The organism is Rhodoferax sp. UBA5149, from assembly GCF_002413825.1.
Classification (GTDB): Bacteria; Pseudomonadota; Gammaproteobacteria; order Burkholderiales; family Burkholderiaceae_C; genus Rhodoferax.
In genome coordinates this window covers 14,026-28,422 of the sequence record NZ_DHXT01000085.1, presented here as the reverse complement: position 1 = coordinate 28,422, position 14,397 = coordinate 14,026, and the positions used below count along the sequence as shown (strand labels likewise).

The following is a 14,397-nucleotide window of genomic DNA, read 5'->3' as shown; positions in this document are numbered from 1 at the left end:
AAGGCCAGCCGGAAAGCCATGTAAAAACTCACGCCCAGGTTCAAGGCGCCGATCACGGGCAGGGCCGCCACGCTCCACCACAGCGCCGGCTCACGCACCACGTCCCAGCCCAGTGCCGCGCATGCCGCGCCCAGTTGCCCGGCCGACAGGGTGACGTGGCGCACATCCAGCCCCAGTCCAAAAAAGGCGGCAAACGGCGGGATCAGCCCCAGCATGAACCCCAGTGAGATATTGGAGGCGAAGCCTGAAATATTGGCGCGTGTGAAGCCGGCCCAGCGCTGCGCCCGCGCCACCCCCAGCAGGGCGGTGATGCGCGGGTTGTAGCGCATGGCGGAATCGAGCCGGTGCAGCACAAACCAGTTCTCGGCCCAGCCGGCGATGATGCTCGACGCAAACAGCAGCACGCCGGTGAAAGCAGCAAACAGGACGCTGGGTCCCAGCAGTGTGAGCGAGTGGAAAACGTGTTCCGCTTCCTTGGCGTCAATCATCGGGTGGCCGGTGAGCATCTGCAGGGTGACTGAAATCAGCAGCACCACCGGGAACACCATCAGCACATTGCCCAGCACCGCCGCCACCTGTGAGCGCACCAGGTGCGTGACCTCGTCGGCAAAGGTGTCCAGCGCGAAAGGATCGCTGAGGTCCTTGAGCTTGGCCGCCATGGCGGGGGCCGTCATGGCCGGTTGCTTGGTGGCCAGCGTGAAGTGCAGCAACTGCATGACGACAAAGCTTCCCGCATAAGCCACGCCGGCCCAAAAACCGCCCCAGAACGCCGACAGCCCGACGGCCATCACCAGGAACTTCAGCCAAGTGGTCACGGCGGTCAGTGCGCCGCCACCCGCCGCCTGGCGCAGCATGTCGCGGTATTCCGTCGGCGTGCGGGTAATGTAGTGCTCGCCGGTCTCGGAGCTGCGCTCGGCGACCTTGGCCGCCAGCATGGAGGAGTTGGAGGCAATGAGGGCGCGCAGGCTGCGCCGCTCCTGGCCGACAGTCACCAGGTGCGACAGCAGCCGCGCGGTGCTGGCGGCCGGGTGAGCCGACATCAGGCAGTCCAGCAGGGCACGGATGCGCAGCACCCGTTCGCGCAGCTGGCGCAGCTGAAACACCAGGTTGACGGAGATGCCATGCGCGTCCAGATGGGTGTAGACCGTGGCCGCCGCGCTGCGACAGGCTTCGAGCCGTTCGCGAAACTGTTGCAGCGCCGCCTGGCGTTCCTCGCTGTCGAGTTCCGGTGCCGCCAGATAGATGTCGCGCAGGGTTTCAAAGTCGCGCACCAGGCAATGAAAAGGGCCGGCCTCGCGCGCCGGCGCACTCATACGCAGGCGCAACTCGGGGGCGAAGCCGGCCGCGCTGACCTGGCTGGTGCAAAAAGTGAGCGCCTCCAGCACCGTGCCCTGCCACTGCGAGAGGGCGGGCCGCGCATCGTCCGCCGTTGGCGGCGACGCTGGCGGCTGCAGCAATACCTGGATGCGCGCCAGCGTGATGTCGTCGAGTGCCGCCAGCCACTGGGCATCAAAGCCGTTGGACAGCACCAGGGAGAACAGCGTCGAGGCGTCCAGCGTTTCGGGCGTGCAGGGCAACAGTTTCAGCCGAACACGTTCGAAAAATTCGTTAATAAAGGCACTGCGCGACGCAAACCCGTAGTCGGCCAGCAGGGTGGTGCCGTCAATGCTGTCCACCAGGGCCTGCCACCAGGCACGCCAGCGCACTTCGACCTCGGGGCGCGCTGACACGGCGTCCAGCAACAGCCCAAGCCGCGCCAGCGCCGCCGGCACCGAACGGCAGTCGCCGCGCAGCCATTCGAACAACGCAATCAACCACAAGTGCCGTTCTACCAATTGGGCCTGAGGGTTCAACGCCTCCAGCAGTTCCGGCAGATCGCGCAGCGGTCTCATGCGGCGCCGCGTCAATGCAGGGTGCGCGTGCCGCCGCCCGCGCTCAGGGCGTCCAGCACGAACATGGGGACGTCGGCGTCAAATTTTTCACCGTCTTCCGCGACGCAGAAGAAGCTGCCGTGCATGGTGCCGGTGGGGGTGCGCAGACGCGTGCCGCTGGTGTATTCAAAGGCCTTACCTGGTTTGAGCAGCGGCTGCTGCCCCACCACGCCCAGCCCCTTGACGCGTTCGGTGTGGCCATTGGCGTCATTCACGTTCCAGGTGCGCGCGATCAGTTGCGCGCCTACCTGGCCGACATTGGTGATGGTGACAGTGTACGAAAACACATACAGCCCCTGCTCCGGTGCCGATTGCTCGGCCAGATAGCGGGGCGCGACTTCAACGCGAAATTGATACTTGGACATACTGCAATGCTATCCTGAAACCTTGCGGGACAGACCGCCGCCACACGCCAAGGGCCAGCGCTGTCCCCAACTGATTAAACTCTGGCCATGACCTACCGCATCGCTCCTTCCATTCTCTCTGCCGACTTTGCCCGCCTGGGCGAAGAAGTCAAAAACGTTATTGCCGCCGGCAGCGACTGGATCCACTTTGACGTGATGGACAACCACTACGTGCCCAACCTCACGTTTGGCCCGATGATCTGCAGCGCCCTCAAACCGCACGCCAAAACCGCCGCCGGGGTGGCGGTGCCGATCGACGTGCACCTGATGGTGCAGCCGGTTGACGCGCTGGCTGCGGCCTTTGCCGATGCCGGGGCCGACCTCATCAGCTTTCACCCCGATGCTTCGGGCCATGTGCACCGCAGCATCCAGGCGATCAAGGCCAAGGGCTGCAAAGCCGGGCTGGTGTTCAACCCGGCCGAGCCGCTGGACGTGCTGGACTGGGTGATTGAGGACATCGACCTGGTGCTCATCATGAGCGTCAACCCGGGCTTTGGCGGCCAGAGTTTCATTGACTCGGCGCTGCGCAAGATCGAGGACGTGCGTCGGCGCATCACGGCCAGCGGCAAGGACATCCGCCTGGAGGTCGACGGCGGCATCAAGGTCGACAACATCCGCCGCGTGGCCGATGCCGGGGCCGACACCTTCGTGGCGGGCAGTGCCATTTTCGGCAAACCCGACTACAAGGCGGTGGTGGACGCCATGCGCGTGGCGCTGTCATGAAAGGGCCCCGCGTCGCGGCCTTCGGTTAGCATGCACCTCTTCATCCGACACAAGCGGAGGTAAGGCTTTCGGGGGCCGTACGCATGCGTGAACTATTTCAGCGACTCAGGGCCCGCTGGCGCCGCGGGTTTGGAGCGCACGCGGGTCACATTGATGAGCCAGCGACCGAGAGCTTGCGCGAACCCGCCAGCCCGCCAGCGCTGGCCACACAGGCGCCGGCCATGGACGTTTTGGCGCTGGTGGCCGAGCGCACCAGCAATTGGGTCGTCACCACCACGCCTGATCGCACCATCCTCTGGGCCAACCAGTCTGCCTTGAAAGGCCTGGGCTTGACCCTGTCGCAAGCCGAGGGGAAACGGCTGACAAGTTTCGTCGCATCGCAAGGTAACGACGCGCAGGAAATGGCGCTCTTGAGTGAAGAGCTGGATCGTGGCCTGAGTGTCAAGATGGAGATCCTGATCACCGGTCATCAAGGTCAAAACATCTGGCTGAATGTGGAGTATCAACCCAGTCACGATGCGCATGACCAGCTGTCCGGCTTTCTGGTGCTGGCGCTGGACATCACGGAGCGGGTCAATCAGCGCCAGAAAATGGCGGCGGTGTTCAGCGCGCTCCCGGTGGGCGTGATCGTGCAGTCAAAAACAGGCGCGGTGCTGGATTGCAACCCGTCCGCCTGCGAGATATCGGGGATGAGCCGTGACCAGTTGATGGACGTCGACTGGGCGTCGGTGGCCGCCAGCAGCGTGCGCGATGACCTGACGCCCTACCCGGCCCACAAGCTGCCCACGGCGCGTACTTTGCGCAGCGGCAAGGGTCTGCGGGGTGAGTTGCTGGGTCACATCCGGCCCAGCGGTGACCTGCGCTGGTTGACGGTGAATACCGAACCCTTGCGAGACGCGCAGGGAGAGCTTGCTGGCGTGGTGTTGTCGATGATCGACGTGACCGAACAGCGCGTCCAGCAACAGTTGCTGAGCTTGGCGGTGGATGGCGCCGGTCTGGGCACCTGGCAATGGAACTTCGTCACCGACGAAATGACCTGCAATGACCGCTTGCTGGAGTTTTTTGGCTACCGGCGTGGCGATCTCGAAATGACGTCGGAGATCTGGGGGCGGCACATTCACCCGGACGATGCGTCGGCCTGGTTGTCCTTCATCAAGGCGCAAATGGCCAACACCGGGATCCAGAGCCGGATGGAAATTCGCCTGCGACACGGTCGCGGCCACTGGTTCTGGATGATGTTCAGCGGCACCGTGGTGAACCGCAGTCCGGACGGAAGGTCGCTGCGCATGGCGGGCGTCTGCCTTGACGTCAATGCCCAAAAATTACTGGAACAGCAGCTGCGTGAAAATGCCCGAACCGACACCCTGACCCAGATGCCCAACCGCGCCGTGGTGATGGAACGCGTGCGTGACGCGATCAGCCGGGCACAGGCCGAAGCGGGTTACAACTTTGCGGTTCTGTTCATGGATTTTGACCGATTCAAGCAGGTCAACGACACCCTGGGGCACAGCGTGGGCGATGCGCTGCTGCGCCAGATTGCGCAACGCCTGCAGCAGAGTTTGCGACCCGGCGATGCCTATACCCAAAGCAGCGACTTCGGCCAGCTCGCCGCGCGCATCGGCGGCGATGAATTCGTCGTGGTGCTGGATGACATTCGGGGCGACCTGGATGCCGAAGTCGTGGCGTCCCGCCTGCTGGAGGTGCTGGCGCAACCCTATGTGATCGGGCCCCACACGATCAACTCCAGCGTCAGCATTGGCATCGTGACCTCAACGCATGCCGCCGGTGACGTCGAAGCCGTGCTGCGCGACGCCGACATTGCCATGTACGAGGCCAAGCGCAACGGGCGCGCACGCTATGCCCTGTTCGAACCCGCCATGCACAAGCGCGTGCGCGATGATGTGGTGCTGGAGGCTGACTTGCGCCGGGCCTTGACGCAGGAGGAGCTGTTTGTGGTGTACCAGCCGCTGGTCGACCTGGCGAGCGGTGCGCTGGCAGGCATGGAGGCGCTGGTGCGCTGGCGCCATCCACTGCGCGGCCTGGTGTCACCGGTTGAGTTCATACCGGTGGCCGAGGCTTGCGGCCTGATTGAGCCGATCGGCCACTTTGTCCTGCGAACCGCCTGTGCCGGGTTCGCGCATCTGCAAGCCGTGCTGGGCGAGCGTGCCCCACGCTCGGTGTCGGTCAACCTGTCCCGCGCGCAGCTGCGTGAACCGGCCCTGATCAGCCATGTGCGCGACGTGCTGCGTGCCAGTGGCATGGCGGCGGCACAGCTTCAACTCGAAGTGACCGAGAGCCTGGCCGCCCAGGACGCCGTTGTGAAAACCAGGTTGCGCGAGCTCAAGTCGCTCGGCGTGACCCTGGCGCTGGATGACTTTGGCACCGGCTACTCATCCTTGTCCTGTCTGCATGAGCTGCCGGTCGACACCGTCAAGATTGACCGCTCCTTTGTCAGCATGGCGCAGACCAGCGACTACCACCGGGTGCTGATCGAAGCCACCATCCTGGTGGCGGAAACACTGGGCATGGCCACCGTGGCCGAGGGCATCGAGACCAGCGGGCAAGCCGACATGATGCGGGCGCTGCGCTGCAACAAGGGGCAGGGCTATCTGTTCAGCCAACCGCTGGCGCTGCCCGCGCTGATTCAGTGGATGGCGGCGCAGGCATCAACGCCGCCATCACGGCCTGGATAAGCCCGCACCGGGCTTACGGCGGGCCGAGCTTTGGCAGCTCCAGCGTGAATGACACCGGCGCGTCACGGCTGGCGGCCAGGGCCGCGCTGCGCGGAGCGACCGAATGCAGCACCAGGGCGTCGTTCACCGCAGCGCCGACCCGATAAGGTTTGGCCGGTTTGCCGTCGATGGAAATCAGGGCGTAACCCCCTTTGGCCCGATTGGCCACCACGCCAATCAGTTTGAAGCGACTGGCGGCACTGTCCACCAGCGCCGCCACCACGCCCGTCTTGCCACCACCCAGCAAGCGCGCCACCACCAGCGGGTCAGCCGCGGGCGGGGCAGAAAAAACCACGGCGGCGTGCTGGCTGGGAGGAGCGACGGCCATCAACTTCAGCACCCAATAGGTGGCACTGGCGGCGGCCAGGGCGGCCAGCAAAAAAGTGGCAATGCGCAGCCACCAGAGGGAGCGTGATGGGGTCTTCATGGGTCGATTATCATTGAAGGGAACCAGATCTAAAGTGATTGCCCGCCATGAAAACAAATTTTTCCACCTTGCGCCGCCGGGTTCAGAGCGGCTTTACCCTGATCGAACTCATGGTGGTGCTGTTGATCATCGGGGTGCTCGCGGCCTTGATCGTGCCCAACGTGCTGGACCGCGCCGACGACGCGCGGGTGACGGCGGCCAAGACCGACGTCAACAACCTGATGCAGGCGCTCAAACTCTACCGACTGGACAACCAGCGCTACCCGACGGCCGAGCAGGGCTTGCAGGCACTGCTCACCAAGCCGACCATCGCCCCGGTGCCGCCGAACTGGAAGTCCTACCTGGATTTGCTGCCCAATGACCCCTGGGGCAAGCCTTATGTCTACATCAACCCCGGCGTCAAGGGTGAGATCGACGTCATGTCCTTCGGTGCCGACGGCCAAGCCGGCGGCGAGGGTAAAAATGCAGATATCGGCAGCTGGCAACCCTAGGCGCGGTGACCGTCGCCGCAGCGCCGGGTTCACGCTGCTGGAGTTGCTGGTGGTCGTCGCCATCGTCGCCATGGCTTCAGCGGGCGTCGGCTTTGCGATGCGCGACACCTCCATGGTGCAGCTGGAGCGCGACGGCGAGCGCCTGGCGGCGCTGCTGGAGTCGGCGCGGGCGCGCTCGCGGGTCAGCGGTCTGCCGGTGCGCTGGCGTGCCACCGCGCAAGGGTTTCGCTTTGAAGGACTGACGCCCTCCGGGCCGCCGGATTCCGATTTACCCGAGCAATGGCTGGACCCCGACACGGGCGTGGCAGACACTGTGAATAGCACGGTCATGAAGGTCTTGTTGCTGGGCCCCGAACCCATTCTTGAGCCGCAAGAAGTGGTGCTGATCTCACGCCGTCAACCCAGTAAAACGGTGCGCCTGGCGACGGACGGCGTACGCCCTTTTGCCGTGCAGCCCCTGGTGCCGTGAAGATGATCACAGGTCAGGTCGTGAAGAAATTTCATGCGCGCGGTTTTACCCTGATCGAGGTGCTGGTGGCCCTGGGCATTGTGGCGATCGCCTTGATGGCGGGTTTGCAAGCCACCGCCGCCCTGACCCGCAACGCGCAGCGCCAGTCGGACGTCTTGCTGGCCCAGTCCTGTGCCGAGAATGAGTTGGTCAAGGTGCGCCTGGCGAAACAGATGCCCGGCGTCGGCGACAGCAGCGTGGCCTGTGAGCAGGCCGGTCAGGTCTTCACCGTGGCACTGGCGGTGCGGGCCACGCCCAACCCCAACTTTTTGCGGGTGGACGCGCAAGTGCTCAGTGGCGAGGCCACCGTGTTGCGTTTGTCCACGGTGGTTGGGCGCTATTGATGGGTCAGCGGCCACTTCGTCGAGGTCTTTTTGCGAGCGGTCTGCGCGGCTTCACGCTGATTGAGTTGCTGGTGGCGATCGGCCTGATGGCGCTGATGGCGGCTTTGAGCTGGCGCGGTCTGGACGGCATGACGCGCGCGCAGACGCAGATGCGCCAGCACGCGGACGACGTGCTCGCCCTGCAGGCCGGGCTGGCGCAGTGGGGCGCTGACCTGGACGCCTTGGCGCCGCAGCCCAACACCCCGAGCCTGGATTGGGACGGCCGCGCCCTGCGCATCCTGCGCCGTGGCACGGCCACACCGGGCGAGGGCTTGCGCGTGGTGGCGTGGACCCGGCGCAACATGGAAGGCGGTGGCCAGTGGCTGCGCTGGCAATCGCCGCCTCTGACCACGCGCGATGAATTGCAATCGGCGTGGCAAACGGCGGCCCAGTGGGCGCAGAACCCCGGCGCGGAAGATCGACAGCGTGAGGTCCGGGTAGCGGCACTCGATCAGTGGCAAATTTTTTATTTCCGCGGCGACGCCTGGAGCAACCCGCTCTCCAGCGAAGGCGCGGCCACCGCGGGCCAGACGGCGGGCGCGTCAGCGATTCCGGACGGCATTCGTCTGGTGCTGACGCTGAGCGCGGGCCAGGCGATCAGCGGCACGCTGACGCGCGATTGGGTGCTCCCCACTGTGGGGGGTGGCAAATGAGGCCAATGAAGCAAGCAAGGCGGCCTCCGGGCGGCGCGGCGCAAGGCGGTGCCGCCATCCTGACCGCCATGCTGACCGTGGTGCTGGTGGCCACGCTGGCGTCCGCCACGCTGTGGCAGCAATGGCGCGCGGTTGAGGTCGAAACAGCGGAGCGCGCCCGCACGCAGTCGGCCTGGATACTGACCGGCGCCCTCGATTGGGCGCGGCTGATCCTGCGCGAGGATGGCCGCAAAGGCGGCGCCGACCATCTGGCCGAGCCCTGGGCCGTGCCGCTGGCGCAAGCGCGTCTGTCGACCTTTCTGGCCGCCGACCGCAGCGACGCGCAGGCGGCCGATGCCGCGCAGGAGGCTTTTCTGTCGGGTCAGATCACCGATTTGCAGTCACGGCTGAACGTGTTCAACCTGGTGCAAGGCGGGAAAATTGACGAGCCCAGCCAGGCGGCTTTTGCCCGGCTGTTCAAGCTGCTCAATCTGCCGGAGGACGAACTGGCGCTGATGATCGACAAACTGCGCCTGGCACAAGGCACGCCGACCGGCGGTGCACCGACTGCCGCAGCGCCGACCACAGCGGCTCCTGAGGACACGGCGGGCGCACCGCTGTGGCCGCGAGAAATAGACCAGTTGGCCTGGGTCGGCTTGTCGCCTCGCAGCATCGCCGTGTTGCGCCCTTTCATCACGATCTTGCCGGTGCGCACGCCGGTCAACCTCAACACCGCCCCGGCCGAAGTGATTTACGCCTGTATCGACGGCTTTGACCTGGCCAACGCCCACCACTTGGTGAGTGAGCGCGACGTCACGCACCTGGCCACGCTCAGCGATGCCAGCAAAATGAGCGGCAATGCCGCCGCCAAGTTCGATGCGACGCAGCACAGCGTGTCATCGCGCTTCTTTGAAGTGCGCGGCAGTCTGCGCCTGGAACAGACCACCGTGCAAGAGATATCCGTGGTGCAGCGCGATGGTCTGGAGGTGAAAACACTCTGGCGCCAGCGCGCTGTGGCGCCCGCTGGCGCCGCTCTACAATGACCCTCGACAAGCACTTATGACCACCCTGATCGTCACCCTTCCGCCCGAGCCTGCCGACCCGGGCGCCCTGTACGACTACGTTCTGACACCCGATGGCAGCACCCTGGGCGAACAGTCGCGCGCGCCGCTGGCCTTGTTGCCGCTGGTCGGCAAAGCGGGCGGCGACGTGGTGGCGGTGGTGACGGCGCAGCACCTGTCCTGGCACCAGGTGCAATTGCCCAAAGGAACGCTGGGCCGTCATTTTTTCCAGGAAGGGGGTGCCTTGCGCGTGCGCTCGGTGCTCGAAGGCCTGCTCGAAGACCGCCTGCTGGACGACACCGAGCAGCTGCATTTTGCGATCGAGCCCCGGCCCGCCACCGATGCGCCGGTGTGGGTGGCGGTGTGCGAGCGGGCCTGGTTGCGAGCCGCCCTGCAAGCGCTGGAGCAGTCCGGGCGACCGGTCAGTCGCATCGTGCCCGAGTTCGCGCCCGAGTCCCTCGGCGACACGCTGTATGTGATGGGCGAGCCCGACGCCGCCCACATGGTTTGCGCCGCCCAGGGCAGCGTCGCCGTGTGGCCCTTGTCCAAGGCCTCGGTCGCGCTTTTGAACTGGCCGGAAGAAAAAACCATTGTGGCGGAGCCCGCCGTCGTCGCCTTGGCGGAGCAGCTGTTCAAGCGCACAGTCACGCTGCAGCAAAGTGCGCAGCGCCAATTGCAGGCGGCGCAGGGGGCCTGGGACTTGGCGCAGTTTGACTTGGTGAATTCAAGCAGCGCCAGAACCTGGAAGCGCTGGTCGGCCTGGATCAGCAGCTTCGCGCGCTCGCCCCGCTGGCGCGCCGCCCGGCTGGCCTTGCTGGCGCTGCTGGCGATCAACCTGGCGGGCTTGAACGCCTGGGCCTGGAAAGAGCAATCCTTGCTCAGCGTCCAGCGGCTGGCCATTCGCGAGGTGCTGACCACCACCTTCCCCAACGTGCGCGTGGTGATCGACGCCCCGGTTCAGATGGCCAAGGAAGTGGCCGCGCTGCAGCAGGCCAGTGGCGCGCCATCGGGTCGCGACCTGGAGAGCATCCTGGCTGCTTTTGGCTCTGTAGCTCCCGTCGGTACTGCACCATCAGCTATTCAATTCATAGCTGGCGAGGCTCGCCTGAAGGGCCTCAAACTCAGCGAGGAGGAGATCTCCTCGATCTCTTTCAAACTCAGGTCGCAGGGCTACGCCGTCAGCGGCGAGGGCGATAGCGTGCTGATCAAACAGGTGTCTGGCCTATGAAACCGCTGCTCATTCTTCAAGCGCGTTGGCGCCTGGTGTCCCGCCGCGAGCAGCGTCTGCTGCTGGCCGCGCTGGCGCTGGTGCTGGCGGCTGTGTTGTGGTGGCTGGCGCTGGCGCCGGCCCTGGCGACCCTGAAGGCGGCCGAGAAGCAGCGCGCGGCGCTGGACGTGCAACTGCAGCAGATGCAGCGCCTGCAAGCGCAGGCCAAAGTGCTGCAGGCCCAGCCCCACATCACCCTGGCCGACGCGCGGCGCCTGCTGGAGGCCTCGGTCAAGTCCCTGGGGAACACGGCGCAGCTGGTGGTGGCGGGTGAGCGCGTGACGGTCACCCTCAAAGGCATCTCCGCCGACGCCCTGGCGCAATGGCTGGCGCAGGCCCGCCTGAACGCGCGCGCGGTGCCAACCGAGGCGCGGCTGGTGCGCGGCGCGGTCGGGGCCGCGGGCGCGGCGCTCACCTGGGACGGTACCCTGGTGCTGACCCTGAGCGCACGCTGAGCGACTGCCAAGCTGCCGCCCGGATCACACTCACGCACACGCCGCGCCATGATCCGCCTCACAGCCACACCGCGAACAGCATCCCGAACCCGGCCTGGAACGACACCTCACTATCCGTCGCACCTGCGATCACCGCGGGCCTGGGCGCTGGCCGGGGCGCTAGTCGGGCTGCTGCTGGCGCTACTGCTCAATGCCCCGGCGCGCTGGCTCGCCGCAGCGGTGCAACAGGGCTTCAATGGGCGAATCGTGTTGGAAGACGCGCGCGGCACGGTCTGGAACGGCTCGGCCCGGCTCACGCTGACCGGCGGTGCGGGCAGCGAGGATTCAGCCGCCCTGCCCGGACGGCTGGCGTGGCAGATTCGGCTCAAGGGCTTGGGTCTGCTGGCCGATCTGAACGCCGACTGCTGCATGCGGCAGCCCTGGCAGGTGAGCCTGCTGCCGCGCTGGGGTGGCGCTCGGCTGGTGCTGGCCGACAGCCTGTCGCAATGGCCGGCCCAGGCGCTGGCCGGGCTCGGCACGCCCTGGAACACGGTGCAGCCCGAAGGCCAGTTGAACCTTTCGACGCAGGGGCTGACGATGGAATGGGCGGCCGGGCGCCTGCTGCTGGCCGGGCGCGCCCAACTCGACGCCACGCAGATCTCGTCGCGCCTGTCCACCCTCAAGCCCATGGGCAGCTACCGCGTCACGCTGCAAGGGGGCGCCGCGCCCAGCTTTGCGCTCAGCACGCTGGAGGGCAGCCTACAATTGTCCGGCACCGGCCAATGGGTGGGTTCAAGACTCCGGTTCGACGGCATCGCCAGCGCCGCAGCGGAGCGCCTGGACGCCTTGTCGAATCTTCTGAACATCATCGGGCGTCGCGACGGCGCACGCGCCATCATCAAAGTAGGTTGAATCTGTATGAAACATCGCGTCTTCCGGTCCTCCAAAGCTGCTATTTATTCAATAGCTGTCAGCGCAATAATGGCGGGAGCTACCGGCCTTTTTTCTATAAATTTGCAGGCGCAGACCGGAAGCCGCTCGGGTGAGCCCGTCACCCTGAACTTCAGCAACGCCGAGATCGAGGCGGTGGCGCGCACCATGGCCAGCATCACGGGCGCCAATGTGGTGGTCGATCCGCGCGTCAAGGGCACGCTGACACTGGTCACCGAAAAACCGGTGAGCCGTGCCGACGCCATGAACCAGTTCCTGGCCGCACTGCGCCTGCAGGGCTTCACCATGGTGGAGTCAGCCGGCTTGTACAAGGTGGTGCCCGAGGCCGACGCCAAGCTGCAGAGTGGGGCGGTCTCCGTGAGCGACGCGGGTGGCGGCGCCACCGGCAACCAGATCACCACGCAGATTTTCAAACTCAACTACGAATCAGCCAACAACCTGGTGCCGATCCTGCGCCCGCTGATCAGCCCCAACAACACCATCAACGTCAGCCCCGGCACCAATGCGCTGGTCATCACCGACTACGCCGACAACCTGCGCCGCATGGCACGCATCATTGCCGCCATGGACGTGTCCAACGCCACCGATGTCGAAATCCTGCCGCTCAAGCATGCGATTGCCGTTGATCTGGCGCCGCTGGTGCTGCGGCTGATGGAGTCGTCCGGCGCCGGCGCGCCCGCTGGTCAGCTGGACACCTCATTCAAAACCATCCTGGTGGCCGAGCCGCGTAGCAACACCCTGATTCTGCGCGCCGCCAACCCGGCCCGCGTGGCCTTGGTGAAGTCTTTGGTGGAGAAACTCGATCAGCCCGCCGACACCGGCAGCAACGGCCGGGCCGGCAACATTTACGTCGTTTACCTGAAGAACGCCGACGCCACCAAGCTGGCCGCCACCTTGCGCGCCGCCATGACCGGCCAGGCCCCCGCCGCCGTGATCGCGACCGCTGGCGCGCCACCACCGGCCGCAGCCGCTGCCACCGGCGGACAAGTACAGGCCGACGTCGCCACCAATTCGCTCATCATCACCGCCCCCGAGCCGCAATACCGGCAGCTGCGCGCCGTCATCGACAAGCTCGACGGCCGTCGCGCCCAGGTCTTTGTCGAGAGCCTGATTGCCGAGGTCAGCTCGGACAAGGCGGCTGAGTTCGGCATTCAGTGGCAGGGCGCTTTGGGCAACGCGGGCAGCCCCAACATTGGCCTGCTCGGCACCAACTTCGGCACCCTCGGCAACAACATCCTCAACCTGGCGACGCAGGGCGCCACCGGCGCGGTGGCGCCTGGGCCGGGTCTCAATCTGGGGATCGCGCACCAAACCAATGGCGTCTACGTGCTGGGATTTCTGGCGCGCTTTCTGGAAACCAGCGGCAGCGGCAATGTGCTGTCCACCCCCAATCTGCTGACGCTGGACAATGAAGAAGCCAAGATCACGATTGGTCAGAACGTGCCTTTTGTCACCGGCCAATTTGCCAGCACCGGCAGCAGCGGCAGCAACGGCACGGTCAACCCGTTCACCACCGTGGAGCGCAAGGACGTCGGCCTGACGCTCAAAGTCAAGCCGCAGATCAGCGAGAACGGCACCATCAAGCTGGTCATTTACCAGGAGGTGTCGAGCGTCGCCAGCGACTCGGCCAATGGCCCCATCACCAACAAGCGTACGATTGAGACCAATGTACTGGTCGACGATGGCGCGGTGGTGGTCCTGGGCGGGCTGCTGCAGGACGACTTTACCGGCAACCAGCAAAAAGTGCCGGGCCTGGGCGATGTACCGTTTTTTGGCAATCTGTTCAAAAGCGATGCACGCACCCACAAGAAGACCAACCTGATGGTGTTTTTGCGACCTGTGGTGGTGCGCGACGCGCAGGCTGCCGATCGCTTGTCAATGGACCGCTACGATTTGATGCGCACCGGCATGAAAGACGCGCAGCCGGTACCGAGCCAGTTGCTGCCGATCAACGAGGCCGCGCAGTTGCCCGCCCTGCCGGTTGCGCCGACCAAGCCGTTACCGGCCATCCTCACGCAACCCTGAGCGGAATTGGCTGCCATGCGCTACCCGCTGCCCTACGCCTTTGCCCGCACCCACCAGTTGCTGCTGGAGGACGAGTCGGGTGACCTGACACTGTGCGTGCATCCCGACTCGGGCGCCAGCGCGGTGAGCGAAATCATGCGCAAATACCCGGTGCACCAGTTGGAGGCGCTGAGCGCGCAGGCCCTGATTCAGCGCATCAGCGCGGCCTACGCGCAGGGTGAATCGAGCGCCGCCACCGTGGTCAGCGAGGTCGAGAGCGACGCCGATCTGTCGCGCATGATGCAGGATCTGCCGGCGATCGAGGACTTGCTGGAAACCTCGGACGACGCGCCCATCATCCGCATGCTCAATGCGCTGCTGACGCAGGCCGCGCGCGACGGCGCCAGCGACATCCATATCGAGCCGTATGAGCGCCACTCCAGTGTGCG

General features: G+C 65.6%; 14 protein-coding genes and 1 pseudogene. 12 read left to right on the top strand and 3 right to left on the bottom strand.

Going from position 1 to position 14,397, the window contains the following annotated elements; all coding sequences use genetic code 11:
- Both B3V69_RS07195 and apaG read right to left on the bottom strand, forming a co-directional pair.
- Positions 1 to 1,892: site-specific recombinase (locus B3V69_RS07195; RefSeq protein WP_296445138.1), on the bottom strand; the 1,892-nt coding region annotated here is incomplete at its 3' end.
- An 11-nt stretch (positions 1,893 to 1,903) separates the two neighbouring features.
- A complete protein-coding gene (apaG, locus tag B3V69_RS07190) occupies positions 1,904 to 2,296 on the bottom strand; it encodes a Co2+/Mg2+ efflux protein ApaG (RefSeq protein ID WP_296445136.1) in 393 nt (130 codons plus the stop codon).
- Positions 2,297 to 2,377: 81 nt separating this feature from the next.
- Between apaG and rpe the strand changes: the two genes are divergently transcribed.
- Positions 2,378 to 3,058 (top strand): ribulose-phosphate 3-epimerase, encoded by a 681-nt coding sequence (rpe, locus tag B3V69_RS07185; protein ID WP_296445146.1) that lies wholly within the window; start codon positions 2,378 to 2,380, stop codon positions 3,056 to 3,058.
- 83 nt (positions 3,059 to 3,141) lie between these two features.
- A complete protein-coding gene (locus B3V69_RS07180) occupies positions 3,142 to 5,751 on the top strand; it encodes a sensor domain-containing protein (protein WP_296445134.1) in 2,610 nt (869 codons plus the stop codon).
- A 13-nt stretch (positions 5,752 to 5,764) separates the two neighbouring features.
- Here B3V69_RS07180 and B3V69_RS07175 read toward each other — a convergent pair whose 3' ends face one another.
- Positions 5,765 to 6,217: a general secretion pathway protein C gene (locus B3V69_RS07175; protein ID WP_296445133.1), complete on the bottom strand. Its 453-nt coding sequence runs from the start codon at positions 6,215 to 6,217 to the stop codon at positions 5,765 to 5,767.
- Between the two features lie 47 nt (positions 6,218 to 6,264).
- Here B3V69_RS07175 and gspG point away from each other — a divergent pair, with 47 nt between their 5' ends.
- From gspG to B3V69_RS07125, 10 genes and pseudogenes are all read left to right on the top strand, one after another.
- Positions 6,265 to 6,708, top strand: a complete 444-nt coding sequence (gene gspG / locus B3V69_RS07170; protein ID WP_296445131.1) for a type II secretion system major pseudopilin GspG — start codon at positions 6,265 to 6,267, stop codon at positions 6,706 to 6,708.
- Entirely contained in the window at positions 6,680 to 7,177 is a 498-nt protein-coding gene (locus tag B3V69_RS07165; RefSeq protein ID WP_296445130.1) for a prepilin-type N-terminal cleavage/methylation domain-containing protein, read from the top strand. The genes gspG and B3V69_RS07165 overlap by 29 nt, the downstream gene beginning before the upstream one ends.
- A 20-nt stretch (positions 7,178 to 7,197) precedes the next feature.
- Positions 7,198 to 7,560 carry a type II secretion system minor pseudopilin GspI gene (gene gspI, locus B3V69_RS07160; protein ID WP_296445128.1) on the top strand — a complete coding sequence of 121 codons (363 nt, stop codon included), beginning with the start codon at positions 7,198 to 7,200 and terminating at the stop codon, positions 7,558 to 7,560.
- Positions 7,560 to 8,252 (top strand): PulJ/GspJ family protein, encoded by a 693-nt coding sequence (locus B3V69_RS07155; RefSeq protein WP_296445127.1) that lies wholly within the window; start codon positions 7,560 to 7,562, stop codon positions 8,250 to 8,252. Before gspI ends, B3V69_RS07155 begins: the two co-directional genes overlap by 1 nt.
- Before the next feature lie 5 nt (positions 8,253 to 8,257).
- On the top strand, positions 8,258 to 9,274 hold the full coding sequence (gene gspK, locus B3V69_RS07150) for a type II secretion system minor pseudopilin GspK (RefSeq protein ID WP_296445125.1): 1,017 nt from the start codon (positions 8,258 to 8,260) through the stop codon (positions 9,272 to 9,274).
- Between the two features lie 16 nt (positions 9,275 to 9,290).
- Positions 9,291 to 10,520 (top strand): type II secretion system protein GspL, encoded by a 1,230-nt coding sequence (gene gspL, locus B3V69_RS07145; protein WP_296445122.1) that lies wholly within the window; start codon positions 9,291 to 9,293, stop codon positions 10,518 to 10,520.
- Positions 10,517 to 11,014, top strand: coding sequence for a type II secretion system protein GspM (gspM, locus tag B3V69_RS07140; RefSeq protein WP_296445120.1), 498 nt, complete (start codon positions 10,517 to 10,519; stop codon positions 11,012 to 11,014). Before gspL ends, gspM begins: the two co-directional genes overlap by 4 nt.
- Positions 11,015 to 11,062: 48 nt before the next feature.
- A complete protein-coding gene (gene gspN, locus B3V69_RS07135) occupies positions 11,063 to 11,905 on the top strand; it encodes a type II secretion system protein N (protein WP_296445118.1) in 843 nt (280 codons plus the stop codon).
- 6 nt (positions 11,906 to 11,911) lie between these two features.
- On the top strand, positions 11,912 to 13,969 hold the full coding sequence (gene gspD / locus B3V69_RS07130) for a type II secretion system secretin GspD (protein WP_296445116.1): 2,058 nt from the start codon (positions 11,912 to 11,914) through the stop codon (positions 13,967 to 13,969).
- Between the two features lie 15 nt (positions 13,970 to 13,984).
- Positions 13,985 to 14,397: pseudogene (locus tag B3V69_RS07125) on the top strand (type II secretion system protein GspE); the annotation flags it as partial.